The sequence below is a fragment of the Janthinobacterium sp. GW823-FHT03B06 genome, from assembly GCF_058796955.1.
Genome location: NZ_JBXAJE010000007.1, coordinates 356,865 through 381,875 on the forward strand (window position 1 = coordinate 356,865; position 25,011 = coordinate 381,875).

The 25,011-nt window shown below is 66.8% G+C and carries 19 protein-coding genes; 11 read left to right on the forward strand and 8 right to left on the reverse strand.

Features of this window, described 5'->3' with window-relative positions; all coding sequences use genetic code 11:
• Window positions 1–8: 8 nt before the first annotated feature.
• Complete coding sequence (locus AC1RBA_RS22770; protein WP_492419888.1) at window positions 9–1,883, reverse strand: amidohydrolase; 1,875 nt, start codon at window positions 1,881–1,883, stop codon at window positions 9–11.
• Between the two features lie 245 nt (window positions 1,884–2,128).
• Here AC1RBA_RS22770 and AC1RBA_RS22775 point away from each other — a divergent pair, with 245 nt between their 5' ends.
• Together AC1RBA_RS22775 and AC1RBA_RS22780 are read left to right on the forward strand one after the other, a co-directional pair.
• Window positions 2,129–2,827, forward strand: a complete 699-nt coding sequence (locus AC1RBA_RS22775) for a YoaK family protein (RefSeq protein ID WP_492419889.1) — start codon at window positions 2,129–2,131, stop codon at window positions 2,825–2,827.
• An 8-nt stretch (window positions 2,828–2,835) separates the two neighbouring features.
• Window positions 2,836–5,910, forward strand: coding sequence for a sensor histidine kinase (locus tag AC1RBA_RS22780; RefSeq protein WP_492419890.1), 3,075 nt, complete (start codon window positions 2,836–2,838; stop codon window positions 5,908–5,910).
• Here AC1RBA_RS22780 and AC1RBA_RS22785 read toward each other — a convergent pair.
• Complete coding sequence (locus AC1RBA_RS22785) at window positions 5,884–6,516, reverse strand: response regulator transcription factor (protein WP_070287889.1); 633 nt, start codon at window positions 6,514–6,516, stop codon at window positions 5,884–5,886. The genes AC1RBA_RS22780 and AC1RBA_RS22785 overlap by 27 nt on opposite strands.
• A 198-nt stretch (window positions 6,517–6,714) precedes the next feature.
• On the opposite strand from AC1RBA_RS22785, the gene AC1RBA_RS22790 reads away from it, so the two are divergent.
• Both AC1RBA_RS22790 and AC1RBA_RS22795 read left to right on the forward strand, forming a co-directional pair.
• Window positions 6,715–7,401 (forward strand): hydrolase, encoded by a 687-nt coding sequence (locus AC1RBA_RS22790; RefSeq protein WP_035828118.1) that lies wholly within the window; start codon window positions 6,715–6,717, stop codon window positions 7,399–7,401.
• Window positions 7,402–7,474: 73 nt separating this feature from the next.
• Window positions 7,475–7,753 carry a XapX domain-containing protein gene (locus tag AC1RBA_RS22795; RefSeq protein WP_121670343.1) on the forward strand — a complete coding sequence of 93 codons (279 nt, stop codon included), beginning with the start codon at window positions 7,475–7,477 and terminating at the stop codon, window positions 7,751–7,753.
• Window positions 7,754–7,797: 44 nt separating this feature from the next.
• On the opposite strand, the gene AC1RBA_RS22800 is transcribed toward AC1RBA_RS22795, so the two are convergent.
• The 3 genes from AC1RBA_RS22800 to AC1RBA_RS22810 form a co-directional block, all read right to left on the reverse strand.
• The gene (locus AC1RBA_RS22800) at window positions 7,798–8,442 is read right to left on the reverse strand and encodes a response regulator (protein ID WP_121670342.1); all 645 of its coding nucleotides are present in this window, start codon (window positions 8,440–8,442) and stop codon (window positions 7,798–7,800) included.
• Window positions 8,443–8,450: 8 nt separating this feature from the next.
• Window positions 8,451–9,194: a sensor histidine kinase gene (locus AC1RBA_RS22805; protein WP_121670341.1), complete on the reverse strand. Its 744-nt coding sequence runs from the start codon at window positions 9,192–9,194 to the stop codon at window positions 8,451–8,453.
• 163 nt (window positions 9,195–9,357) lie between these two features.
• Entirely contained in the window at window positions 9,358–10,338 is a 981-nt protein-coding gene (locus tag AC1RBA_RS22810) for an alpha/beta fold hydrolase (RefSeq protein WP_492419891.1), read from the reverse strand.
• A gap of 184 nt (window positions 10,339–10,522) precedes the next feature.
• On the opposite strand from AC1RBA_RS22810, the gene AC1RBA_RS22815 reads away from it, so the two are divergent.
• The 7 genes from AC1RBA_RS22815 (at window position 10,523) to AC1RBA_RS22845 (ending at window position 19,570) form a co-directional block, all read left to right on the forward strand.
• Window positions 10,523–10,936: a DoxX family protein gene (locus AC1RBA_RS22815; RefSeq protein ID WP_230502384.1), complete on the forward strand. Its 414-nt coding sequence runs from the start codon at window positions 10,523–10,525 to the stop codon at window positions 10,934–10,936.
• A gap of 331 nt (window positions 10,937–11,267) precedes the next feature.
• Window positions 11,268–11,621: an ElaB/YgaM/YqjD family protein gene (locus AC1RBA_RS22820; protein WP_230502386.1), complete on the forward strand. Its 354-nt coding sequence runs from the start codon at window positions 11,268–11,270 to the stop codon at window positions 11,619–11,621.
• A gap of 241 nt (window positions 11,622–11,862) precedes the next feature.
• Window positions 11,863–14,274, forward strand: a complete 2,412-nt coding sequence (locus AC1RBA_RS22825; RefSeq protein WP_492419892.1) for a catalase — start codon at window positions 11,863–11,865, stop codon at window positions 14,272–14,274.
• A 188-nt stretch (window positions 14,275–14,462) separates the two neighbouring features.
• Window positions 14,463–16,157 (forward strand): MFS transporter, encoded by a 1,695-nt coding sequence (locus tag AC1RBA_RS22830; protein ID WP_070287897.1) that lies wholly within the window; start codon window positions 14,463–14,465, stop codon window positions 16,155–16,157.
• Window positions 16,144–17,343, forward strand: a complete 1,200-nt coding sequence (locus AC1RBA_RS22835; protein WP_492419893.1) for an HlyD family secretion protein — start codon at window positions 16,144–16,146, stop codon at window positions 17,341–17,343. The genes AC1RBA_RS22830 and AC1RBA_RS22835 overlap by 14 nt, the downstream gene beginning before the upstream one ends.
• The gene (locus AC1RBA_RS22840; RefSeq protein WP_492419894.1) at window positions 17,340–18,734 is read left to right on the forward strand and encodes an efflux transporter outer membrane subunit; all 1,395 of its coding nucleotides are present in this window, start codon (window positions 17,340–17,342) and stop codon (window positions 18,732–18,734) included. The genes AC1RBA_RS22835 and AC1RBA_RS22840 overlap by 4 nt, the downstream gene beginning before the upstream one ends.
• A gap of 95 nt (window positions 18,735–18,829) precedes the next feature.
• Complete coding sequence (locus AC1RBA_RS22845; protein ID WP_492419895.1) at window positions 18,830–19,570, forward strand: hypothetical protein; 741 nt, start codon at window positions 18,830–18,832, stop codon at window positions 19,568–19,570.
• A 30-nt stretch (window positions 19,571–19,600) separates the two neighbouring features.
• Here the strand turns inward: AC1RBA_RS22845 and AC1RBA_RS22850 are convergent, their stop codons facing one another.
• The 3 genes from AC1RBA_RS22850 to AC1RBA_RS22860 form a co-directional block, all read right to left on the reverse strand.
• Complete coding sequence (locus AC1RBA_RS22850) at window positions 19,601–20,572, reverse strand: hypothetical protein (RefSeq protein WP_492419896.1); 972 nt, start codon at window positions 20,570–20,572, stop codon at window positions 19,601–19,603.
• A gap of 131 nt (window positions 20,573–20,703) precedes the next feature.
• Window positions 20,704–23,820 (reverse strand): efflux RND transporter permease subunit, encoded by a 3,117-nt coding sequence (locus tag AC1RBA_RS22855; protein WP_121670336.1) that lies wholly within the window; start codon window positions 23,818–23,820, stop codon window positions 20,704–20,706.
• Between the two features lie 8 nt (window positions 23,821–23,828).
• Window positions 23,829–24,998: an efflux RND transporter periplasmic adaptor subunit gene (locus AC1RBA_RS22860; protein ID WP_492419897.1), complete on the reverse strand. Its 1,170-nt coding sequence runs from the start codon at window positions 24,996–24,998 to the stop codon at window positions 23,829–23,831.
• Window positions 24,999–25,011: the final 13 nt, after the last annotated feature.

Consider the following 25,011-nt stretch of genomic DNA (forward strand, 5'->3'; position numbering starts at 1 on the left):
ACCATGCCTCAAAACGCAAAGCAGCTGCACCCCAGCGCGCCCCAGAATCCGGAATGGCTGGAGACGGGCACGGAACTCTTGCGCGCCACGTCGTGGGCGTGGGCGTGCACGCCGCAGGCGCCTTGGCACTGGTGCTGTTGCATGGCGCTGGTCTTTTGCGGCGGCGCGGCGCGGTAGTGGCCGGCCACGTTTTTCACGGGCGACCAGTCGGGCAGCACGGGGATGGCTGGCGGCGCCAGATGGGAAAATTCCGCCTGGCCGTAGACGATCTTGCCGCCGACGATGGTGAGCACCGATTCGATCGACTTGATCTCCTCTTCATCGATGCTGAAAAAATCCGCGCTCAGCACGGCCAGGTCGGCCAGCATGCCTTCCTGGATGCGGCCCTTCTTGCCTTGCTCGCTCGAGAACCAGGCGCTGCCCGCCGTCCACAGTTCCAGCGCCGTGTCGCGCGACAAACGGCTGCCCGCGTCGTACAGGCGCAAGCCGCCCACGGTGCGGCCCGATACCAGCCAGTACAGCGCCGTCCACGGGTTGTAGCTGGCGACCCGGGTGGCATCCGTGCCGCCGCCCACCGGTACGCCCGAGGCCAGCATGCGGGCGATCGGCGGCGTGGCCTTGGCCGCTTCCGCGCCGTAGCGGTCGACGAAGTATTCGCCCTGGAAGGCCATGCGGTGCTGGATGGCGATGCCGCCACCCAGCGCCTTGACCCGGTCGATGTTTTTCGGCGTGATGGTTTCGCAGTGGTCGAACATCCAGTGCAGGCCGTCGAACGGGATATCGCGGTTGACCTTTTCAAAGACCGTCAGCATGCGGTCGATCGATTCGTCGTAGGTGGCGTGCAGGCGGAAGGGCCAGCGTTTGGAGACCAGGTGGCGCACCACCTTTTCCAGTTCGTCGTCCATGCCGGGCGCCAGGTCCGGGCGCGGCTCGAGGAAATCCTCGAAGTCGGCGGCGGAAAACACCAGCATTTCGCCGGCGCCGTTATGGCGGTAGTAATCGTCGCCCTGGCCAGGCGTGACCATCTCCGTCCATTTTTCAAAATCCTCCAGTTCGCGGCCCTTGTTTTGCGTGAACAGGTTGTAGGCGATGCGGATGGTCAGCTGCTCTTTTTGCGCCAGTTCCTCGACCACCGCGTAGTCTTCCGGATAATTCTGGAAGCCGCCGCCCGCATCGATGGCGCTGGTCAGCCCCAAGCGGTTGAGTTCGCGCATGAACTGGCGCGTGGAATTGACTTGCAGTTCGCGCGGCAAGGTCGGGCCCTTGGCCAGGGTCGCATACAGTATCATCGCGTTCGGCCGCGCGATTAGCATGCCCGTCGGGTTGCCGGCCGCATCGCGCACGATCTCGCCGCCGGGCGGGTTCGGCGTATTTTTGTCGTAGCCGACCACGCGCAGGGCGGCGCGGTTCAAGAGGGCGCGGTCGTACAGGTGCAGGATGAAGACGGGGGTGTCGGGCGCGGCCGCGTTGATTTCATCCAAGGTCGGCATGCGCTTTTCGGCGAACTGGAATTCGTTCCAGCCGCCGACCACGCGCACCCATTGCGGGTTCGGCGTGCGCAAGGCCTGATCCTTGAGCATGCGCAGGGCGTCGGCCAGCGAGGGCACGCCTTCCCAGCGCAGTTCCAGATTGTAGTTCAAGCCGCCGCGGATCAGGTGCAGGTGCGAGTCGTTCAGGCCGGGAATGACGGTGCGGCCACCGAGGTCGATCACGCGGCTGTCCGGCTTGCGGTGGCGCATGACGTCGTCGGCATCGCCGACAGCGAGGAATTTGCCGTCGGCGATGGCCACGGCGCTCGCCTGCGGGCACGACTTGTCGACGGTGTGGAAGCAGCCGTTGATCAGTATCAGCGGCGCGGCGGAGGAAAGGGTCGGTTCGGTCATGATGCGGCTCCATGGTGGCAATGCGGGGGGAGGCCGGGGCGCGGCCAGGATCTGCGGTCAGTGTAGCCCAGGGCCCGGGAGCGGACACGGGTCAAAAGATCAGGTATGGCAGGTATGACGGCGCGCCGACTGGTCTAAGGGCGGGTGCGGCGGTGCGCGACATGGATTACCATGCCGGCAGTAGCGGCTGGGCATGCGTCCGGATGCATTGTTTATCGCGGTTTACCACATCGCAGGGAGTCCTCATGGATCAAGCACCACACAGCCGTTTATACGGCACCAGCCTGGGCTTTTTGGCCGGGTATGTCGATACGCTGGGCTTCATCGCCCTGTTCGGCCTGTTTACCGCCCATGTCACGGGCAACTTCGTGCTGATCGGCGCCGCGCTGGCCGAACCGACGCGCATCCCCATCCTGCTGAAAATCCTCGCCTTTCCCGCCTTTATCGCCGGTATCGTCGTCACGCGCCTGATGGTGCTGGCCATCGAGCGCCGTGGCGGTCCGGCGCTGACCTTGGCCTTCCTGCTGCAATGGATCTTGCTGGCCGGTTTCATGGTGTTCGGCGTGCTGGCCGAGCCGCTCGGCAAGGAAGTGAGCACGCTGGCGATGCTGGCCGGCTTGCTGGGCACGGCCGCCATGGGCGTGCACAGCGCCACCAGCCGTCTGCTGCTGGCGCATCTGGCGCCCACCTCCATGATGACGGGGAACGTGACGCAGATCGTGCTCGACACCGTCGACGTGCTGCGCGGCGCGGCCGATGGGGGCACGCGCGCGCGCTGCGGGAAGTTCTTCTGGCCGCTGCTGGCCTTTGCGCTGGGCGCCATCGCTGCCGGCTTTGGCTACCTGGTCTTCGGTTTCGCGGCGCTGGCCGTGCCGCTGGTGCTGCTGGGCGGCCTGATCGTGGTGGAGCAGCGTAGCGGACGGACCGCCGTGCCCGTGTCCTGACAGCCGCCATGCGCGCCTTCCTGCTGTGGCTGATACTCATGCTGGCCAGTCCTTGCGGGCTGGCAATCGATGCCGCACGCGGCATCCATCAGCTGCAGCACACGCGCTGGACGGCCAGCGACGGCGCGCCCGACGATATCATCGTCATGACACAGGGCAATGACGGCTTCCTGTGGCTGGGCACGCATGCGGGCGTGCGCCGTTTCGACGGCTTGCGCTTCGAGCCCGTGCGCGCGCGCCAGGGCAGCTTTCCCGACACGGTGGCGCTGGCGCTCAAGCGCGCCACCGACGGCGGCATGTGGATAGGCTGGCAAGTGGGCGGCATCAGCCACGTCAAGGATGGCGTGGTGCGCAATTACGCCGAGCCGCAGGGCGTGCAGGCGGGCGCCATCTGGGGCTTTGCCATCGGCGGCGACGGCGCCGTGTGGGCGGCCGGCGTGTCCGGCATTTCGCGCTTCGATGGCCGGCGCTGGCAGGCGATGGGACCGGCGCAGGGCTACACGGCGCAAAAGGCGTCCGCCGTGTTTGCCGACCGCGATGGCCGCATCGCCGTGTTCAGTGAAAACGGCCTGTTTATATGGCAGGCGACGCAGTCGCGCTTCGCGCCGCCCATCGGCCGGCTCGACCTGCGCGCGCCGCCGCAGCAAGGACCCGACGGCCGCATCTATTTGCTGGAGATGCGCGGCATCCGCATCATCGAGTCGCTGGAACGCTACGAGCAGCTCGATCATCGGTGGATTTACCGCGATACCAGCGGCACCAGCGGCAGCATGCTGGTCGACCGCGCGGGCACCTTGTGGTTCGACAGCCAGTACGGCTTGCACCGCACGCGCAGCGGCGGCGCGCTGGCGCCGGGGCAGCTGGGCATCAGCAGCGACACGGAATCGTTCCTGCCGCGCGATGGCTTGAGCAATGTCCTCGTCGGCTCCATGTGCGACGACAATGAAGGCAATGTCTGGGTTTCCACGTACGGCGGCCTGGACCGTTTCCGCCAGGCCGCGCCCGTGGTCCTGCGCACGCGTGCCGCGCCCGATGTGGCCGAAGTGTTCCGTACCCAGGAAATGCTGGCCGGGCCGGCAGGCGCGATGTGGCTGTCGCGCGACGACGTCCTGGGGCCGCTGCTGCTGGCGCGGGCCGACGGCACGGTGCTGCGCGCGCCGCGCCTGGGGCCCGTCAGCGCTATCCTGGAAGCGCCGGGCGGCCTGTGGGTGGCGGCCCGCGCCGGCCTGCAGCAGCTGGCCGGCGAGGATGGGCGCGTGCTGCGTACGATCGCCTATCCCTCGGGCGCGGCCGCGGTCAAGCGCATGCGCGCCGGCGTGCTCGCGCCCGATGGCAGCATCTGGGGCGTGTTCAGCGGCGCCGGGGTTTTCCAGTACCGCGACGGGGCCTGGCGGCGCGAACCGCTGCTGCCCGATGGCGGCGCGAAAGTGCCGCTGGCGCTGCTGGCCGACGCGGCCGGGCGCCTGTGGCTGTCGTATGCCGATGGCAGCGTCGCCATGCTGGAAAAGGGGCGGCTGCACGCCTTCGGTCCCGCGCAGGGCCTGGATCTGGGCAAGATTCCCATGCTGATCGAATACCACGGGCAGGTGTGGGCGGGCGGGCAGCGTGGCGTGGCGCTGTGGCGCGGCGGCCGCTTCGTCGCCCTGCGCAGCGAGCCGGCCAGCGCCACCGAGGGCGTGGTGGGCCTGCTGCGCGCGCGCGACGGCAGCCTGTGGCTCAATCATGGCAGCGGCGCCGCGCACATCTCCGCCGCGCAAGTGGAACTGGCGCTGCGCGACGCCGCCCATGCCATGCGCGCCACCTCGTACGACGCCGTCGATGGCTTGAACGGCAGCATCGGCATGCTGCACAACCGCTCGGTGGCCGAAGCGGACGATGGCAGGATCTGGTTTTCGCGCCAGAGCGCGACGTTCTGGATCGATCCGCGCCAGGCGCTTGCGGCCTTGCCGGCGCCGCGCGTGGAAATCGGCGCGCTGCTGGCGGACGGCCGGCGCGTCGATCCGCCCGCAAGCGCCGGCCTGCAGCTGGCGGCCGGCACGCGCGACGTGCAATTCCATTACAACGCCGCCAGTCTGGGCACGCCGGAGCGTTTGCAGTTCCGCTACCGGCTCGACGGCTACGATACGCAGTGGCAGCAGGCGGGCGGCCGGCGCCTGGCGCAGTACACGGGCCTGGGTCCGGGCAGCTACCGCTTCGAGCTAATCGCGGCGAATGGCGATGGCGTGAACAGCGCTGTGGCGCAGCTGCCGTTCCGCGTGCTGCCCGCCTTTTACCAGACCTGGTGGTTCCGCAGCCTGTGCGCGGCGCTGCTGCTGGCCGCCGCGTACGGCGCCTACCGCTGGCGGCTGCGCCAGCACGCCGCGCGCCTGCAGGTGCGGATGGAGGCGCAGCAGGCCGAGCGCGAACGCATCGCGCGCGAGCTGCACGATACCCTGCTGCAGGGCACGCAGGCGATGATCCTGCACTTTCACAATGCCAGCATGGCCATCGCCGAGGATGATCCCGCGCGCGCCGCCATGCTGCGCGCGCTCGACGATGCCGACCGCATGCTGGGCGAGGGGCGCGACCATGTGCACGACCTGCGCGCCGGCGACGATGGCGGCGCGCGCTGGAGCGCCATCCTGCGGCGCGAAGGCGAACGGCTGGCGGCGCAGCACGGCATCGTGTTCCGCTATGCGGAGGAGGGCGAGGCGCGCATGCTGCATGCGCGCGCCGCGCACGAAATCTACCGCATCGCCAGCGAAGCGCTGCGCAATGCCTTCCAGCACGCGCGTGCGCAGGTGGTCGAGGTGGCGGTGCGCTATGCGCGCGGCGGCATCGAACTGGTCGTGCGCGACGATGGCCAGGGCTTGCCGCCGGTGGTCGCGGCGAACGGACAGATTCCCGGACACTGGGGCATGCCCGGCATGCGCGAGCGCGCCGCCAGGCTCGGTGCGCGCCTGTCCGTGGACGGGCGCGACGGGGGCGGCACGCAGTGGCGCCTGCGGGTACCGGCGCGGCGCGCCTGGCCTGCGGCGCACGGGCCCTTGCGACGCTGGTGGCAGCGCTGGCGCCGTTCAGGCGTCGAGGATGCCGCGCCGTAGCGCGATGGTGACGGCATGGGTGCGGTCCCTGGCGCCCAGCTTGGCCAGGATGGTGCTCATGTGCGCTTTGACGGTTTCTTCCTTGATCTGCAGCAGGGCGCCCGTCTCGCGGTTGGAATTGCCTTGCGCGACCTGCTTGAGCACGTCCAGTTCGCGGTTCGACAGCACGTCGCTGCAGGCATACAGGGCCAGCTCCGCCTCGATCTCGGGCGTGATGTGGCGCCGCCCCGCATGCACGTTCTGTATCGCCGCCAGCAATTCGTGGCGCAGCGCGCTTTTCAGCACATAGCCGCACGCGCCCGCGCGGATGGCGCGCAGCACCTGCGTATCGCCCTTGTAGGTGGTCAGCACGATGATGCGCGCCTGCGGATGGCGCGCGCGGATGGCGCCGATGGCATCGAGGCCGCTCATGCGCGGCATCTGCAAATCCATCAGCGTGACATCGGGCTGCAGCGCGTCAAATTGCTGCACCGCCTGCTGGCCATCGGTGGCCTGGCCCACCAGCGCCACGCCGGGAAAGGCGCGCAGCAGGGCCGCGATGCCATCGAGCAGCAACTGGTGGTCGTCGGCGATGAGCACGCGTATCGCTGCCGTATCGCTGCGCATGACGTTGCCTGGCAAAGAGGAGTGATCGATCAAGAGTCGTCGGAAGATGGTAAGCAAAAGGTATTTTACCGCAGCGCCCGCCAGCCTGCAGAGGGGGATTGCTCGGGGGGAGCCTATATTTAGATAGTGGTGCGGGCACGCCGCCAGGCATACGATGCACGGCAGTACCCACTCAACCCTTTCTTCATGGATGACATCATGACCAATCCGAAACTGGAAGTCCTTACCCCCGACAATTGCCAGATCATCTTCATCGACCAGCAGCCGCAAATGGCGTTCGGCGTGCAGTCGATGGATCGCCAGGCGCTGAAAAACAATACCGTGGGCCTGGCCAAGGCCGCCAAGGTGTTCAACATCCCCACCATCATCACCACGGTGGAAACGGAAAGCTTCTCCGGCCACACCTATCCGGAACTGCTGGACGTCTTCCCCGGCAAGGATATCCTCGAGCGCAGCTCGATGAATTCGTGGGATGACCAGAAGGTGCGCGATGCGCTGGCCGCCAACGGCAAGAAAAAAGTCGTCGTTTCGGGCCTGTGGACGGAAGTGTGCAACAACAGCTTCGCCCTGTGCGCGATGCTCGAAGGCGATTACGAGATCTACATGGTGGCCGATGCATCGGGCGGCACTTCGAAGGAAGCGCACGACTACGCCATGCAGCGCATGATCCAGGCCGGCGTGGTGCCCGTGACGTGGCAGCAGGTGCTGCTGGAATGGCAGCGCGACTGGGCCCACAAGGCGACCTATGACGCCGTCATGGCCATCGTGCGCGAACATTCGGGCGCCTACGGCATGGGGGTCGATTATGCCTACACGATGGTGCACAAGGCGCCGCAGCGCATCCATGGCGAACACGCCACCCTGGCGCCGGTGCCGGCCAAGTAAACGCCGCGCGGCCATGCCATGCGCCGCGCGCCTGACCGCGCGCGGCGTTTTTTTTCATCGAAAGGAATGCGCCATGAAGTTATATGTGATTTCGCTGGCCGTGGGCTTGCTGGTTGGCATCATCTATGCCGTCCTGCAGGTACGCTCGCCGGCGCCGCCAGCCATTGCCCTGATCGGCCTGCTGGGCATGCTGATCGGCGAACAGATCGTCCCCAGCGTCAAGCGCCTGATGGCGGGCGAAGCCGTGACGGTATCGTGGCTGCGCAGCGAATGCGTGCCGAAGATCAGCGGCGTGGAAGCGAAGCCAGCGCTGGCCAAGGCCGCGGCAAAGTTGGATGATGATGCAGCGTAAATGCCGGGGTCAGACCCGGCGGGTCTGACCCCGGTTCCCGGCAGCTAGAACGCGCCCAGCAAGCCGCGCCGGGCGGCCACCGTGGCCGCCTCGGTGCGGCTTGATACGTTGAGCTTGGTCAAAATATTATTTACGTGAAATTTGACGGTGCCCACCTCGATGCCGGCGCTGCGCGCGATCATCTTGTTGCTCTTGCCCGCAGACAGGTGCAGCAGGATGTCGTGCTCGCGTTTCGACAGGCGGTTCGCCTCGATGCGGCCGGCCTGCTGCGCCGCCAGTTCCGGCGGCAGATAGTGCCTGCCGGCGGCCACCTGGCCGATGCATTGCGTCAGTTGCAGGAAGCCGGAATCCTTCAGCAGGTAGCCGCGCGCGCCGGCGCGCAGGGCCCGGTGCACGCTGTCTTCGCCCTGGTAGGTGGTGAGGATGACGATCTTCGCTTGCGCGTCGTCCGCGCAGATACGCTCGATCGCCTCGACGCCATGCATTTCCGGCATGTTCAAATCCATCAGCACCACGTCGGGACGCAGCTCCCGGTACAACGCCACGGCGGCGCTGCCCGTGCCGGCCTGGCCCAGCAGGCGTAAACCCGGCAGCGATGCGATCAGCGAGGCCAGGCCGGCCAGGATCAGCGGGTGGTCGTCGGCGATCAGCAGCGAGATAGGGGTGTCGTTGTCGCGGGGCGTGTGCATGCTTGTGCTCATGGTGCTGGCAGGGTGAAGTGGAAGACTGTGCCATGGGGCGCGCCGGGCGCATGCCACAGGCGGCCGCCATGCGCGTCGAGGATGCGGCGGCAGATGGCCAGGCCCATGCCCATGCCGTCCGGCTTGCTGGAATACAGGGCGTGGTACAGGCGGCCGGCTGCCTGCGGCGCGATGCCGGCGCCATTGTCGGCGATGCTGAAATGCTGCACGCCCTCATCGAGGCGCGAGGACAGCAGCACCGTGCGCGGCCGGCCACGGGTGCCCTGCAGGGCTTCGATGGCGTTCATCAGCAGGTTCAGGAGGACTTGCCGGAATTGCACCGGGTCGGCATGCAGCAGCGGGCGGCCCGGCGCCAGCCGCGTTTGCAGGTCGATGGCGTGGCGTTGCAGCGGCGCGCGCAGCAGCGGCAGCAGCTCCTGTACGGCGTCGTCGGCGACAAACTGCACATGGCTGCCCGGCGCATGGCAGGCCAGGCCATGCACGCTGCGCAGCACGGCGCTGGCATGGCTACCGGCGCTGGCGACCAGGGCCAGCGCCGCGCGCGCCTCGTCGAGGCGGGGCGGATCGTGGTCGAGCCAGCGCAAGGCGGCATCGGCATTGAGCGCGATAGCCGCCAGCGGCTGGCGCACCTCGTGCGCGACCGATGCGGCAAATTCGCCCATGCCGCCCATGCCGCCCATGCGCTGGGCCGGTGCCAGGCCGGGGTCTTGCTGCTGAGGTAAATAATGCATGCTGGCCATCGCCGTGCTCCTGTCGCTGTCGCGGCGTATGCCGCATTGCAACAAGTATGCATGGCATCGTCGCCGGGGCACTTATACGAATGGGGGAGGCGGACGGTTTTTTTGCAAGGCAGGGGCGGGAAACACCGCCGGGCGGGCCGACGGTGCGCGGAGCGGATGAGGGTCAGGACTTGATAAAGGCCAGCAAGTCTTCGTTCAGGCGGTCCTTGTGGGTGGCCGGCAAGCCGTGCGGCGCGCCTTCATAGATGACCAGCTTGGCGTTCTTGATGAGCTTGGCCGCAGCCTTGCCGGAAGCGTCGATCGGCACGATCTGGTCGTCGCCGCCGTGCACGACCAGGGTCGGCACGGAGATTTTCTTCAGGTCGGCAGTGAAATCCGTCTCGGAAAACTGCTTGATGCAATCGTAGGCGTTCTTGATGCCGCACTGCATGCCCTGCAGCCAGAAGGTGTCGCGCATGCCTTGCGACACCTTGTTGCCGGGACGGTTGGCGCCGAAGAAGGGCACGGTCAGATCCTTGAAGAATTGCGAACGGTCGGCCAGCACGCCGGCGCGGATGCCGTCGAAGACGGACATCGGCAAGCCGCCGGGATTGGTGTCCGACTTGACCATCTGCGGCGGCACGGCGCCCACCAGCACGGCCTTGGCCACGCGCTTTTCGCCATGGCGGCCGATATAGCGCGCCACTTCGCCGCCGCCCGTCGAATGGCCGACCAGGGTCGCGCCCTTGATGTCGAGCGCGTCGAGCAGGGTGGCCAGGTCGTCGGCGTAGGTATCCATGTCATTGCCCTGCCATGGCTGGCTCGACAGGCCGTGGCCGCGGCGGTCGTGCGCGATCACGCGGTAGCCGTGGCTGGCCAGGAACATCATCTGGTCTTCCCAGGCGTCGCCCTGCAATGGCCAGCCGTGGCTGAAGACGACGGGCGTGCCCGTGCCCCAGTCCTTGAAATGGATGACGGTGCCGTCCTTGACGGTGACCTTGTTGACGGTGAGCTTGCCCGGCGCGGCGGCGGCAGCAGCGGCAGGCTTGGCGGCGGCGCTGGCGCCACCGGCGGCCAGCAGGCCCGCACCGGCGGCGACACCGGCGACGCTGACGAGCAGCTTGCGGCGGGAATTGACTTCTTCGGCTTCGATTTTCTTCGACATGATGCTTTCCTTCGGGGATGGGGGATGGGCCGCTTACGGCCTGGACCAGTGATGGCAGCGGCCAGTCTAGGCCTTCGCGCGCGCCGGCGCCTCTGCCAAAAGACCAGTCGCGCCGGGTCTTCCGCCTGCCTATGATGGCTGGCGGCGGCGCGCCGCGCCGCTTGCCTTTTCCACTGGAGCGAAGATGAAGAAACACTGGATGGCGGCGCTGGCCGGCCCCTTTTTACCCGATGCCGGCTTGCTGTTTGCGCGCGTGGCGGGCGCGCTGCTGGTGCTGCACGTGCACGGTTTGCCCAAGCTGCTGCATTTTTCCGAGGAACTGGCGCACATCGACGACCCGCTGCACCTGGGCCGCGCCGTCACCCTGTACTGCGCGCTGTTCGCGGAAATCGTCTGCCCGCTGCTGGTCGCCGCCGGCCTGCTGACGCGCCTGGCCTGCCTGCCCCTGCTGTTCCTGCTGGGCGTGTCGATGCTGCTCGTGCATCCGGACTGGAGCATCGCCGACGGGCAGTTCGGCTGGCTGCTGATCATCGTCTTCGGCACCATTGCCATCAGTGGCGCGGGACGCTATTCGCTCGATGCGCGGTTGCGGGCGTAAGCGGTGATGTCAACGATGTGTCGGTTACGCTCCGCTAACCCGACCTACGCCTAAATAACACCATTTCACCCCGATCCCCGTCCGCCCCACCAGGCCGGCGGGGATTGTTATTTCCATCAGGAATTTAAGTCTGTGCCTCAAGGTGTGGCAGCGCACGGTGGCGCGCGGCGGGCGCGGTTAAGGTAGTGCCAACAGCTTGCTGCTGATCCAGTGTTTGATATGGCTCAGCCCGGCAGCGTTTAGCCGCTTCTTTTTCCCAGAAGCGAGGAGAATCATGATTCGGTCACGGCATCGAGCATGGTTGATTTATTCACTATTAAAGGAAACCATCATGAACGCGATTGAAAAAACCAGCTCCGAGATGAACGGCACCGCCCAGGATACCCGCCAGGATTTGCACCGCACCATCGACAAGGTGGCTAGCCAGGCACAGCCTCTGGCCGACAAGGTCGCCACGCGCGCCCATGACAGCGTGGACCAGGTGGGCGACCGCATCGAGCAAGTCAGCGACACCGTCAGCAAGGCCTCGGAGCGCCTGATGGCGCGCGGCAAGCAACTGGGCGTCGCCTGCCAGCGCGCTGGCGAAACGGGCCGCGATTATGTGCGCGAGCGCCCGGCCATGTCCCTGCTGATTGCGGCCGCGGCCGGCTATGGCCTGTCGAAATTGCTGGGTTCGCGTAAATAAGTTTTACGCCTTCCTGGAAGCATTTGTCGTGGGCGCTGTTCCCTTCGCCGTCATGGCGGAGAGGGCCAGCGCCCACGCACACAAGGTAGTAGCAAGCAGTAAAGGAGAGTGATGATGCGCTCCATTTTGTTGTGGTTGATTGGCATACCTATTCCCATCATTATTTTGATTGCCCTGTTCGTGCGCTGAATGAGGGAGTTGTAGCGTTACTTCCCGGGGCAAACTACTCACAGGAGATGTAATGGCTACCACCAAGAAAACGCCGTCCACGGACGGTGCGGGTTCCGTATTGAGCAGCATGTCCGGCCCATCCGACAGCAATGCGCCAAACAGCCTGGGCACGGACAATGACGTGACCCGCGCGCTGCTGCAAAAGACGGCCGCCAGCCAGCAGCTGTCCGCCGCCATGGCCGACAATCCCAAGGAAGATGGCCAGTATGGCGAGGCGGCGCGCACGCCGATCGAAGGCGTGCATGTGGCGGCCGGCGAACCGCTGGCCACGGCCAGCACCACGGGCGAAACGCTAGCGTCGCCGAAGACGGGCGATGGCCAGCCCGCGTTGGGCGAGAATGCGCTGAATAGCTCGCTCGATGGCGCCCGCAGCGACGACAGCGGCTGCGTGCTGACGACCAACCAGGGCGTGCCCGTGGGCGACAACCAGAACTCGCTGAAGGCGGGCCTGCGCGGCCCCACGCTGATGGAAGATTTCATCCTGCGTGAAAAGCTCACGCATTTCGACCATGAGCGCATCCCCGAGCGCGTCGTGCATGCGCGCGGTTCGGCCGCCCACGGCTATTTCGAATGCTACAAGGAACAAAGCAAGCTGACGCGCGCCGCGCCGTTCGCCAAGGCGGGCAAGCGCACGCCCGTCTTCGTGCGCTTTTCCACCGTGGCCGGCGAGCGCGGCTCGACCGACACGGCGCGCGACGTGCGCGGCTTTGCCGTGAAGTTTTATACGGACGAGGGCAACTGGGACCTGGTCGGCAACAACATCCCCGTCTTCTTCATCCAGGATGCGATGAAATTTCCCGACGTGGTCCATGCGGTCAAGCCCGAGCCGCACAACGGCATGCCGCAGGCGGCCAGCGCGCACGACACCTTCTGGGATTTCGCCTCGCTGTCGCCGGAAATCACGCACATGCTGATGTGGGTCATGTCCGACCGCGCCATCCCGCGCAGCTACCGCATGATGCAGGGCTTCGGCGTGCACACCTTCCGTCTCGTGAACGCCAAGGGCCAGTCCGTGTTCTGCAAATTCCACTGGTCGCCCATGGCCGGCACGCACTCGCTCGTGTGGGACGAAGCCGTCAAGATCAGCGGCGCCGATTCCGATTTCCACCGGCGCGACCTGTGGGAATCGATCGAATGCGGCGAGTATCCCGAATACGAGCTGTCGTTCCAGGTCTTCACGGAAGCGCAGGCCGAAGCGTTTCCCTTCGACGTGCTCGACCCCACCAAGCTGATTCCCGAAGAGGTGGTGCCGCTGATACCCGTCGGGAAAATGGTCTTGAACCGCAATCCCGACAATTTTTTCGCCGAGACGGAGCAGGTGGCCTTTTGCACGGCGCACATCGTGCCCGGCATCGATTTCAGCAATGATCCGCTGCTGCAGGGCCGCATCCACTCGTATATCGACACGCAGATCACGCGCCTGGGCGGCGCCAACTTCCATGAAATCCCCATCAACTCGCCGCTGGCACCCGTGCACAACAACCAGCGCGACGGCATCCACCGCCAGGCCATCAACCGGGGCCGGGTCGCGTACGAGCCCAATTCGCTGGCCGGCGGCTGCCCGTTCCAGGCCGGCGCCAGGGGCTTCAACAGTTTTCCCGCCTCCGCCGAGGGCGACAAGGTGCGCGGCAAGCCCGAGAAATTCGCCGAGCACTATGGCCAGGCGCGGCTGTTCTGGATCAGCCAGACGCCGGTCGAGCAAGACCATATCGTGCATGCGTTCCGCTTTGAACTGAGCAAGGTGCAGACGGTGGCGATTCGCAAGCGCATCGTCGCCATGCTGCGCAATGTCGACGAGACCCTGGCGCAGCGCCTGGCCGATGCGCTTGGCCTGGCGCTGCCGCCCGTCATGCCGCCCGTGTCCATGCTGCCGATTCCTGCGTATCCGCCGTCGCCGGCCCTGTCGCTCTTTTTCCGCCCCGGCAAGACGGGCATCCATACCCTGCGCGTGGCCATCCTCGTCGGGCCGGGCAGCGATGGGGCGCAGGTGCGCAACATCTATGCATCCTTGCTGGCCGAGGGCGCCGTGCCGCGCCTCGTGGGCAGCCATCTGGGGAAAGTCGACACGAGCGGCGGCGCGCCGCTCGACGTGGAAATCTCGCTCGAAACGGGACCGTCCGTGCTGTTCGACGCCGTCGTGATACCGGATGGCCAGGGCGCCGTGCAGCAGCTGGGCAGCGACGCGAACGCGCTCGACTTCCTGCGCCTGCAATACCGGCACTGCAAGCCGATGCTGGCCATCGGTGCGGGCAAGGGCTTGCTGGACAAGGCTGGCGTGCCGGTGACCCTGCCCGACGGCAAGCCGGACCCCGCCATCATCGTCGTGCCGGCGGGCGACGTGGCGAAAGGCGTGGCGGCCTTTAAAAAGGCGCTGGCCGCGCACCGGGCGTTTGCGCGCGAAACGGATCCGCCCCGCGTGTGATGCCCGCATGAGCGTCAGCGGGGCAGGCCTGGCTTGCCCCGTTGGCGTAACCGTGCGCAACAGTGCGCAACAATGTAAACAAGAAAAACGTCCTGCGATGATATGCTGCTGACTAGAACTGTTCATTTGCAACTATTTCTATCACTGCAGCAAAGAACGGCTTCAGCAAACCGGATCGCGATTACCGCATGGACAAGTACACACCTCGCACCTGGGGGCCGGGCGAACGCCCGACCTTGCCCGGGTCGCCATCGATGCCCGAACATTCGACGCCCAAGCGTGTCGCGTATTTCATCGTCGGCCTGATCGTCGCGCTGACGGGGGGACTCGGTAACGGCCTGGTGACGGCCAATTTGCTGAACCTGCAAGGATCGCTGGCCGCCTATGCCTACCAGATGCAGTGGCTGCCGGCCGCCTACGTGATGACCATCGTGTCCATGAATCTGCTGCTGGTGAAGTTCCGCCAGCAGTTCGGCCTGCGCCTGTTTACGGAAGCGTTCCTGGTGCTGTATGCGCTGGTGACGTTCGCCCACTTGTATGCCAATACCTTGCCGTCGGCCATCGCCGTGCGCGCCGCGCATGGCATGGTGGGCGGCGCGCTGGGCGTGCTGGGGCTGTACTACACCTTGCAGGCGTTTCCCGCGCGGCACCGGCTGAAAGGCGTGGTGCTGGGCCTGGGCTTTGCCCAGCTGGCGCTGCCGCTGGCGCGCATCTTCACGTCCGAACTGCTGCAGATCGGCGAATGGCACGGCCTGTACCTGTTCGAGCTGGGACTGGCCCTGCTGGCGCTGGGCTGCGTGCTGGCCCTGAAGCTGCCGCCCGGCGACCGCGTGCAGACGTTCGAGCCGCTCGATTTCCTCACCTTTATTCTGTTCGCGCCCGGCGTGGCCCTGCTGTGCGCCGTGCTGGCGCAGGGACGCACGGCGTGGTGGATGGAATCGGAGTGGGTGGGCGTGTGCCTGGCGGGCTCCATCGTGCTGATCGCCGCCTCGCTGGCCATCGAGCATAACCGCGCGCGCCCGCTGCTCAACACGCGCTGGCTCACCACGGGCAAGATCGCCAAGCTGTTTTTATCGGTGCTGCTGTTTCGCATCGTGCTGTCCGAATCGACGGGCGCCGTGGGCTTTTTGCAGGCGCTGGGGCTGAACACGGACCAGATGCAGAACCTGTTCATCGTGGTCCTGCTGGGCAGCGTGGCGGGCCTGGTGGTCAGCGCGCTGACGATCAATCCGGCCACCCTGAACCGCTCGCTGATGTTCGCGCTGCTTCTGATCGCAGCCGGCGCCCTGATCGACGCGCACGCCACCAGCCAGACGCGCCCCGTCAACATGTATGTCAGCCAGTTCCTGCTGGCCTTTGGCGGCACGTATTTCCTCGGTCCCACCATGGTGGCCGGCATGGGCGCCGTGATCGCCGAACCGCGCAACCTGGTGAGTTTTTCCGTGATGTTTACCATGACGCAGAACCTGGGCGGCTTGCTCGGGTCGGCCATCGTCGGCACCATCCAGACGGCGCGCGAAAAATACCATTCCAGCTATCTGGTCGAGCACCTCACCATGCTCGACCCGCAGGTGGCCGCGCGCGTACAGTCCGGTGCCGCAAGCTATGGCGGCGTGCTGACGGACCCGGCGCTGCGCAGCGCCCAGGGCGTGGCCCGCCTGGGCGCCGTCGCCACGCGCGAAGCCAATGTCCTCGCCTACAACGACGTCTTTTTGATGATCGCCGGCGTCGCCGTCGCCACCCTGATCTGGATGCTGGTCAGCCAGTTCTGGACCCGCATCACCACCGGCGCGCGCCGCCTGGTCGGCCCCGTGCGCGATGCGCAGACGGCCATGGCCATCGTCCCCATTACCAATTCGGAACCGAGCAATGACAGAAAATAACATCCCGCCGCCGCCAGTACCGACGCCTGCACTGCCATCCGCACCCGCAGCGCCACCCGCGCCCGCGGCCAGCAGCACGCCGCCGCAGCCGGACCGGCGCCACCAGTGGCTGTCCGCGCTGGCCTTTGCGGCCGTGGCCCTGGTGGGCGTGCTGATCGTGCTGTATGCGTGGCGTTTGCCGCCGTTCACCAGTCCCATCGTGACGACGGAAAACGCCACCGTGCGGGGGCAGGTGACCATCATCGGCACGCAGCTGTCGGGCTATGTGGTGGAAGTGACGGTGCAGGACTTCATGGATGTGAAGGAAGGCCAGCTGCTGGTGCGCATCGACGACCGCATCTACCAGCAGCGCTACGAGCAGGCGCAGGCCCAGCTGGCCGCGCAGCAGGCGGCGCTGTCGAACTGGGCGCAGCAGAAGGCCAGCGCGCAGGCGGGCATTTCCGTCAGCGAGGCGGCGCTGGCCAACGCGGAAGCGCAGGCGCGCAAGGCCAGCGCGGACTTGAGCCGGGTGGAGCAGCTGGTGGCCGACGGTTCGCTGTCGCAGCGCGAACACGACCAGTCGCGCGCCACGCAGGCGCAGATGGCGGCCGCGCTGGCGCAAGCCCGCGCCAATCTCGATATCGCCCAGCAAAGCGTGCATTCCGTGGTGGTCAACAAGCAGGCGCTGGAGGCTGCCGTGGCCAACGCGCAGGCGGCCGTCAAGGCGGCGAAGATCGACCTCGATAACACGCGCATCGTGGCGCCCTCCGACGGCCAGCTGGGCCAGGTGACGGTGCGCCAGGGTGCCTACGTGAATTCGGGCGCGCAGCTGATGGCGCTGGTGCCGCGCCAGATGTGGGTCATCGCCAATTTCAAGGAAACGCAGATGAACGGCGTGCAGGAAGGGCAAAGCGCCACCTTCCACGTCGACGCGCTCGACGGCGCCGTGCTGACGGGCCAGGTGGAGCGCATCTCGCCGGCCACCGGGTCCGAGTTTTCCGTGCTGCCGGCCGATAACGCGACGGGCAACTACCTCAAAATTGCCCAGCGCATTCCCGTGCGCATCCGCATCGATCCGGGCCAGGCGAATGCGCGCCGCCTCGTGCCGGGCATGTCGGTGGTGGTCAGCGTCGACACGTCGGCCGTGCTGAACGACTCGGCGGACAACCCGGCGCCCCCGCCTGCACCGAAGAAGGCCAAGCCATGAAGCGCCGTCACCTGCTGATGGCCGGTGCGCTGGCGCTGGCCGGCTGCGCCGCCAACGCGCCGCCGCAGCCCGCATCGGCACTGCAGCTGCCGTCCGGCTGGCGCGCGCAAGCGATCGGCGCACCTGCGGCGCCGGGTGCCCATGTCGAGCAACTGTGGTGGCAAGCCTTCGGCGATCCGGTCTTGAGCGACCTGGTGGGCGAGGCGCTGGCGCGCAATGGCGACTTGCGCGTGGCGCGCGCCCGGGTGCAGGAATACCGCGCACGCCTGGCGCAGGCCGACGCGAACCGCGCGCCCAATCTGGCCTTCGACGGTTCGCCCACGCGCACGCGCACCCTGGCGTCCAGCGGCAAGCCGTATGTGACGAATGTCTTCCAGGCCGAATTGCAGGCCAGCTATGAAATCGACGTGTGGGGCCGGCTGGCCAGTCTGAGCGACGCGGCCGGCGAGAGTTACCGCGCCGAGCAGGCCAGCCTCGATGCGGCGGCCCTGTCGATCGCCGCCAGCGTGGCGACCAGTTACCTGAATCTGCGGGGCCTCGACGCGCAGCTGGAGTTGACGCAATCGACCCTGCAGCTGCGCGAACAGTCGCGCGAGCTGGCGCGCAAGCAGTTCGAGGTGGGCTACAGCTCGCGCCTGGAATGGCTGCAGGCGCAATCGGAATACCATGCGGCGGCCGAGCAGGTGCCGCAGCTGCAGCGGCAGATCTTCGAACAGGAAAACGCGCTGGCCATCCTCGTCGGCGGCAATCCCGGCCCCATCGCGCGCGGCTTGCCGCTGGCCGGGCTGGCGGCGCCTGGCGTGCCGGCCGGTCTGCCGTCCGAACTGCTGCGCCGGCGGCCCGACATCGCGCGCGCGGAACACAACCTGGCGGCCGCCAACGCCAGCCTGGCCGCCACGCGCGACCAGCTGCTGCCCTCGTTCAAGCTGACGGCCGTGGGCGGCGGGCAGGCGACCACGCTCACCGATTTCCTGCATGCGCCCGCCGCCCTGTGGCGTCTGACGGCGCTGGCGGCCGGCCCCCTGTTCGATGGCGGGCGCGTGCAGGCGCAGACGGATGCGGCCGGCGCGCAGCGCGACCAGCTCGTGTACGCATATGAAAACGTGGTGCGCAACGCCTTCGCCGAAACGGAGAACAGCCTGGGCGCCCTCTACCGCCTCCAGCAGCAAGCCGTGGAAAACGACGCGCGCCGCGCCGCGGCGGCAGACACCCTGCGCATCGCGCATAACCGCTACCGCAATGGCTACGCCTCGTACCTGGAGGAACTCGACGCCCAGCGCACCCTGTACAGCGCCGACGTGGGGCTGCTGCAGCTGAAGACGCGCATCCTCGTCGCTTCCGTCGACTTGTATCGGGCCATGGGCGGCGGCTGGTCGGCCCAGACGCAATAGATGCGTGTGCACGGTGCGGCCAGTGTAATATTCTGAGCAGGGAAAGCGGCGGCGCCGTGCCAGCTGCTCCCGTCACGAACGAACGAGGTCGCAGCATGACGATTTTTGGCATAGGCATCCACATCCTGATCGCGGTATTTTTTGCGATCCACGTGGTGCGCAACGGGCAGCAGCTGTACTGGCTGCTTATTTTATTCATGTTCCCGCTGCTGGGCAGCGTGGTGTATTTTTTCGCCATCTACCTGCCCAATTCGCGCCTGCCGCAAGGCGCGCGCAAGGTCGCTTCGGTGGCCGTGCAGGTGCTCGATCCGAACCGCGAATTGCGCGAGGCGAAAGCGGCTTTCGAGTACACGCCGACGGCGCAAAACCAGATGCGCCTGGCCAGCGCGCAGCTGGAGGCGGGCGATGCGCAGGAAGCGGCATCGACGTACGAAGCCTGCCTGCGGGGTGCGTTTTCATCGGACCTGGAAATTCGCCTGGGCGCGGCGCGCGCCTATCTGGAATGCGCGCGCGGCGCCGAAGCGCTGACGCACCTGGAATTCATCCGCCGCACGGATATCCATTTCCGTCCCGAGATGGTGTCCCTGCTGACGGCGCGCGCGCTGGCGCAAAGCGGGCGCCAGGTGGAAGCGAAGGCGGAATTCGACGATGCGCTGACGCGCTACAACAGCTTCGAGTGCCGTGCCGAGTGCGCGATCTGGGCGCTGCAGCAGGGCGACAAGGTGCTGTCGGAACGCCTGCTGCTCGATATCGACAGCGCCATGGCCCGTTGGAGCAGCCATACGCGTTCGATGTATGCGCCGCTGCTGGCGCGCCTGGAGGCCGCACGCCGCTAGCTGGCTTGCCGGTGCCTGGCGCGGATACGCTTACACGCCAGGCACTGGATTCTTCCCTTCAAGCAGTTTGTACCCCTTGCCGTCGAAGCCATAGCGCGCGTGGCCGTTCAGTGGCGTGGCGATGCGCGGCGGGTCTTCGTCCGGCTTGACCTTGACGCCCGGCTTGATCTTTTCGGAGGCGCCCTTGAAGTCGATCAGCAAGTCATCGTAGGCGGCGCCATTGCGCGCCGGCGCGAAGCGCCAGTTCCCCTTGACCATCCAGCACTCGTCCGTTTCAGGACCGCAGGCCCCCATATTGTCCGAGTACAGATCGATGGCGCCATCGAGTGAGGTGACCTTGCCGTCGCCGATTTCAAACAGGGCCAGTTGCGTGATGGTGTAGCCCTGGCCCGTATAACCGTAGCGGATCGCCAGTCCCGGCTTGTTCGCGCCCAGCATGACCCAGTGGACTTCGCCGAGCTGCCCCGACGAGCCCAGGGCGGCGATGTTTTCCAGGCGTTTCACGACTTGCCACTGGCCGTCTTCCGGCGTGCCCTTGGGCGCCAGGAAAAAGACATTCAGCAGCCCCGGCGAGGCATGCGCCGATTCGGCCGTGCCTTCCGTGTTGGCCGTTTCCGCATTCGCCACCAGGATGGCGCTGCCATCGGGCAGCAGCTTGTGGCTGACGGCGCTGACCACGTAACTGAGCTTGTCGACGTGGTTGTCCGGATCGGGCAGGTCGGCCAGCGCATCGTCGCTGTCGTCGCGGTAGGCCTTGCCGAAGACGGCGCGCATCATGGTCGCTTCGCGCTCGCGCGCCTGCGGCGTGTTCATCGCTTCCGTCCTGGGCGCGGTGGCGGACGGCGGCGGCACGTGTTCGGCCGATGCCGTTGCATCGGCGGCGGCGGGGACGGCGGCTGCCACGTCGGCTGCCAGGCCGGCGTTGGCGGGGGTGGTCTTGTCCGAGCAGGCGCCGAGCAGTGCGGAGACCATCAGCAGGACGAGCGGGGTGCGGTAATTCATAGGCAGGGCAGATTGCGGTCATGGAGAATGGGCGCAGTATGCCAGATAGATGAAAGCGAGGGAGCGCGGCCTGGCGGCCCGTCCCTCGCTTCCTTGCCCGCAGGGGGCGTTTTTGCAATCAGCCTTGGCGCTTATTTTTCCAGCGCCACCCTGTCATCGCGCCGCAGCGGCGCCTTCTGGCGGCGCAGTTTCGCCATGCCGCGCTTGAGCAGGTGCTCCAGGTCGTCGATGTAGGTGAACACGGCCGGCACCACCAGCAGGCTCAATAAGGTCGAGGTGATCAGGCCGCCGATGACGGTAATGGCCATCGGCGAACGGAAGCTGGGGTCGGCGCCCCAGCCCAGCGCCAGCGGCATCATGCCGGCGCCCATGGCGATCGTCGTCATCAGGATGGGCCGGCTGCGCTTGTGGCAGGCGTCGACCAGCGCGTCGAAGCGGTTCATGCCGGCCTGGCGCGCCAGGATCGCATAGTCGACCAGCAGGATGGAGTTCTTCGTGACGATCCCCATCAGCATGATCAGGCCGATCATCGATGGCATCGACAGGGCGCTGCCCGTGATCAGCAGCGCCACGAAGGCGCCGCCGATCGACAGCGGCAGCGCCGCCAGGATGGTTACCGGCTGCATGAAGTCCTTGAACAGCAGCACCAGCACGCAGTAGATGCACAGCACGCCGATCAGCATGGCCAGGCCGAAGCTGGCGAACAGCGAGGCCATTTCCTGCGCGTCGCCCAGTTCGGCGATCTTCACGGACGGCGGCAGATTCTTCATCGACGGCAGCGCGCGCGCTTCTTCATTCAGTTCGCCGAGCGTGCGCGAACCGAGTTCCACGTCGAGGGTGACGTTGCGGCTGCGGTTCAACCGGTCGATCTGCGCCGGGCCGCTTTCCATCGTCACCGTGGCCACGTTCGCCAGGCGCACGGGGCCATTCTTGCCGGGCACGGTCAGGCGCTCGATGGCGGCCAGGTCGGCGCGCACGCTGTTGGGCAGCTTGACGCGGATCGGCACCTGCCGCTCGGGCAGGTTCATTTTTGTCAGGTCCGTGTCGTAGTCGCCGGCCGTGGCCACGCGCACGGTCTCGCCGATGGCTGCCGCCGTCACGCCCAGGTCGGCCGCCTTGGCGAAATCGGGGCGCACGATGATTTCCGGACGCACCAGCGAGGCGCTGGAATTGACGTTGCCGATGCCTTTCAGGCCGCGCAGTTCACGCTCGACCTTTTGCGCCGCGGCCATCAGCGCCACCGGGTCTTCCGAGCGCAGCACCAGCTGCATCTTGACGCCCGTGTCGGGTGGCCCCACCGTGAAGCGGGCGCCGGGGATCGTATCGAGCTTGTGGCGCAGCTGCGTTTCCAGGTCCGCCATCGATTCCTTGCGCTCCGTGCGATGCACGGTGGTCAGGGTCAGCACGGCGCGGCGCGCCTCGGCCGCCGCGCCGGGGGCGAAGGCGTCGCCGCTGGAGCCGCCGCCGATCGAACTGAAGACGCCCTGGATGCCTTGTGTGCGCATGGCCGCGTCGCGCGCCAGCGCTGCCACGGCCTGCGTTTCGCCGAGGGTGGAGCCGGGCGGCAGTTCCAGGTTGATCTGCGTCTGCGCGCGGTCGGCGGCCGGCACGAAACCGGTCGGCAGCAGCGGCACGAGCGCGATGGCGCCGACAAAGAACAGGGCCGCGGCGATGGCCGTGATGCCGCGGTGGTTCAGGCACCAGCGCATGACCGTCAGATAGCGCGTCATCAGCCAGCCGTCCTGTTCTTCCTTGTGCGGCAGCGGTTTCAATATGTAGGCCGCCATCATCGGCGTGAGCAGCCGCGCCACCACCAGCGAGGCCAGCACGGCCAGCACGGCCGTCCAGCCGAACTGCTTGAAGAACAGGCCGGGAATGCCGCTCATGAAGGCCGTCGGCAGGAACACGGCCACCAGCGCGAAGGTGGTGGCGATCACCGCCATGCCGATTTCGTCGGCCGCTTCCATGGCCGCTTCCATGGGCGACTTGCCCATGCGCAGATGGCGCTCGATGTTTTCGATTTCCACGATGGCGTCGTCGACCAGCACGCCGACGACCAGCGCCAGCGACAGCAGCGTGACGGTATTGAGCGTGTAGCCGAACCAGTAGATGCCGAGGAAGGCCGGCATCACGGACAGGGGCAGGGCGGCGGCGGCCACCAGGGTGGCGCGCCAGTCGCGCAGGAACCACCACACCACCAGCACGGCCAGCAGCGCGCCTTCGTACAGCAGTTCCATCGAACCGTCGAAGTTTTCCTCGACGGGGAAGGCATTGTCGATCGACTGCTGCAGCACCACATTCGGGTTTTCCTTTTGCAGGTCGGCGATGGCGTCGCGCGCGCCCTTGGCGACGGCCACTTCGCTGGCACCCTTGGTGCGGAATACCTCGAAGGCGACCACGGTCTTGCCATCCTGCTCGGCCAGCGCGCGCGGTTCGGCAATGGTGTCGCGCACGGTGGCCACCTGGTCCAGGCGCACATGGCGGCCGTCCGGCAGCGGCACTTCCACGCGCGACAGTTCATCGGCCGTCTTGACGGTGGCGATGGTGCGCACCGACTGCTCGGCGCCGCTGACGTCGCCGCGGCCGCCCGGCGCTTCGCGCTGCACCAGGCGCAGCTGGCGCGAGACGTCGAGCGCGGACACTTTCAAGGCCGCCATGCGCGCCTCGTCGAGTTCCACCTGGATCTCGCGGTAGACGCCGCCCACGCGGGTGACGGCGCCCACGCCGGGCACGGTCAGGAGGCGCTTGGCGACCGTGTTGTCGACGAACCACGACAGGTCGGGAGAGTCGAGCGGGTTGTCCACGCCGGGTTTTGCCGTGGCGATAAAGGTCAGCACCACGCGCCCGGCCGTGGACGCCTTGGTGACGGTGGGATCGCGCAGCTCGGCCGGCATGTCCGCCTTGACCCGCGCGACGGCGTCGCGCACGTCGTTGACGGCTTCGGCGATCTGCTTTTCCAGGATGAATTCGACGGTCACCGTGACGACGCCATCGAGCACCTTGGTGTAGATGTTTTTCACGCCTTGTAGGGTGGCGACGGAGTCTTCGATCTTGCGCGCCACTTCCGTTTCCAGCTGGGCCGGCGCGGCGCCGGGCAGCACCGCGCTGACGGTGACGATGGGCAGTTCGATGTCGGGGAAATCCTGCACCGGATTGGCCTTGTAGGCCAGCAGGCCTGCCAAAGTCAGCAGCGCGAACAGCATGATGGCCGGGATCGGATTCTTGATCGAGAGGGAGGAAAAATTCATGGCTTGCCTTACTTTTTCGCTGCGGCAGGCTTGGCTGCTGTTGATGCCGCTACCGGGGTGGCGACATTGCGTACCAGGTCGCCGTCATTGAGGAAGCCGGCGCCGCTGACGACGATGGTCGTGTCGGCCGTGATGCCGCCTAAAATCTCGATGCGGTCGCTCAGGCGCCGTCCGGCCTGCACCTTGATCTGGCTGACCCGCTGGTCGGGATTGAGGCGGAAGACATAGCTGAAACCATCGCGCACGGCAATCGCCTGCTGCGGCACCGTCAGCGCGCCCGAGGTGCCCAGTTCAAATTCGCCGCTGGCGTACATGCCGGCCTTGAACGGCGCATGGTTGCCCGTGCTGGCCGGCAGGTCCACGTACACGAGGGCGGAACGCGTCTGCGGGTCGACCGTGGGGGCGATCATGCGCACCTTGCCCGTCAATACGCTGCCATTGGCCGCCTTCACTTGCGCCAGCGTCCCTGGTTTCAAATTGAGCAGCTCGGTGGCCGTCACTTCGGCGCGCCATTCGAGGCGGCCCTGGCGGATCATGCGGAACAATTCCGTGCCGGCGCCCACCACCGAGCCGACGGTGGCCGAGCGCGAGGAAATGATGCCGCTGTCGGGCGCCACCACCTGCGTGTATTTCAGGCGCAGCTGCTGCGACGCCAGCTGCGCCCTGGCGGACGCGATGCGCGCGTTGGCCGTCTGTTCTGCCGTCAGGTACTGGCTGATCTGCTGCGCGCTGATGGCGCTCGTGCTTTGCAGCGAGCGGGCGCGCTGCGCGTTGGCTGCCGCCTCAAGGGCATTGGCTTCCGCTTCCAGCACGGCGGCCCTGGCCTGCGCCACGTCGGCGTTCACCGTGTCGTTCGAGAACACGGCCAGCACCTGGCCGGCGCGCACGACGTCGCCGACATTCACGCGCACGTCGGTGAGGCGCAAGCCGTTCGACTCGCTGCCGATGACGGCTTCCTGCCAGGCGGCGACGTTGCCGTTGGCGCTCAGCTTGATGGGCAGGCTGGCCGTCTGCGGCTTGGCCGTGGTGACGGTCAGCGCGGGTTTTTGCGCCGCCTTCTTGTCCTTCGCCTCGTCGGCTGCCGTGGAAGCCGATGGGTACAGGGCCACGCCCGCGCCCAGCATTACGCAAAGGGCGGCCAGGGCGAATGCCGTGGGTGTCAAAATCAGTTTTTTCATGTTGTCGTATCCG

Excerpts from the sequence above, each read along its gene's own strand:
- AC1RBA_RS22775 (WP_492419889.1), top strand. The coding sequence starts at position 2,129 with ATGGATCAAGCACCACACAGCCGTTTATACGGCACCAGCCTGGGCTTT.
- AC1RBA_RS22845 (WP_492419895.1), top strand. The coding sequence starts at position 18,830 with ATGACGATTTTTGGCATAGGCATCCACATCCTGATCGCGGTATTTTTT.
- AC1RBA_RS22785 (WP_070287889.1), bottom strand. The coding sequence starts at position 6,516 with ATGCGCAGCGATACGGCAGCGATACGCGTGCTCATCGCCGACGACCAC.
- AC1RBA_RS22855 (WP_121670336.1), bottom strand. The coding sequence starts at position 23,820 with ATGAATTTTTCCTCCCTCTCGATCAAGAATCCGATCCCGGCCATCATG.
- AC1RBA_RS22805 (WP_121670341.1), bottom strand. The coding sequence starts at position 9,194 with ATGGCCAGCATGCATTATTTACCTCAGCAGCAAGACCCCGGCCTGGCA.
- AC1RBA_RS22810 (WP_492419891.1), bottom strand. The coding sequence starts at position 10,338 with ATGTCGAAGAAAATCGAAGCCGAAGAAGTCAATTCCCGCCGCAAGCTG.
- AC1RBA_RS22850 (WP_492419896.1), bottom strand. The coding sequence starts at position 20,572 with ATGAATTACCGCACCCCGCTCGTCCTGCTGATGGTCTCCGCACTGCTC.
- AC1RBA_RS22840 (WP_492419894.1), top strand. The coding sequence starts at position 17,340 with ATGAAGCGCCGTCACCTGCTGATGGCCGGTGCGCTGGCGCTGGCCGGC.
- AC1RBA_RS22830 (WP_070287897.1), top strand. The coding sequence starts at position 14,463 with ATGGACAAGTACACACCTCGCACCTGGGGGCCGGGCGAACGCCCGACC.
- AC1RBA_RS22835 (WP_492419893.1), top strand. The coding sequence starts at position 16,144 with ATGACAGAAAATAACATCCCGCCGCCGCCAGTACCGACGCCTGCACTG.
- AC1RBA_RS22770 (WP_492419888.1), bottom strand. The coding sequence starts at position 1,883 with ATGACCGAACCGACCCTTTCCTCCGCCGCGCCGCTGATACTGATCAAC.
- AC1RBA_RS22820 (WP_230502386.1), top strand. The coding sequence starts at position 11,268 with ATGAACGCGATTGAAAAAACCAGCTCCGAGATGAACGGCACCGCCCAG.
- AC1RBA_RS22815 (WP_230502384.1), top strand. The coding sequence starts at position 10,523 with ATGAAGAAACACTGGATGGCGGCGCTGGCCGGCCCCTTTTTACCCGAT.
- AC1RBA_RS22860 (WP_492419897.1), bottom strand. The coding sequence starts at position 24,998 with ATGAAAAAACTGATTTTGACACCCACGGCATTCGCCCTGGCCGCCCTT.
- AC1RBA_RS22795 (WP_121670343.1), top strand. The coding sequence starts at position 7,475 with ATGAAGTTATATGTGATTTCGCTGGCCGTGGGCTTGCTGGTTGGCATC.
- AC1RBA_RS22780 (WP_492419890.1), top strand. The coding sequence starts at position 2,836 with ATGCGCGCCTTCCTGCTGTGGCTGATACTCATGCTGGCCAGTCCTTGC.
- AC1RBA_RS22825 (WP_492419892.1), top strand. The coding sequence starts at position 11,863 with ATGGCTACCACCAAGAAAACGCCGTCCACGGACGGTGCGGGTTCCGTA.
- AC1RBA_RS22800 (WP_121670342.1), bottom strand. The coding sequence starts at position 8,442 with ATGCACACGCCCCGCGACAACGACACCCCTATCTCGCTGCTGATCGCC.
- AC1RBA_RS22790 (WP_035828118.1), top strand. The coding sequence starts at position 6,715 with ATGACCAATCCGAAACTGGAAGTCCTTACCCCCGACAATTGCCAGATC.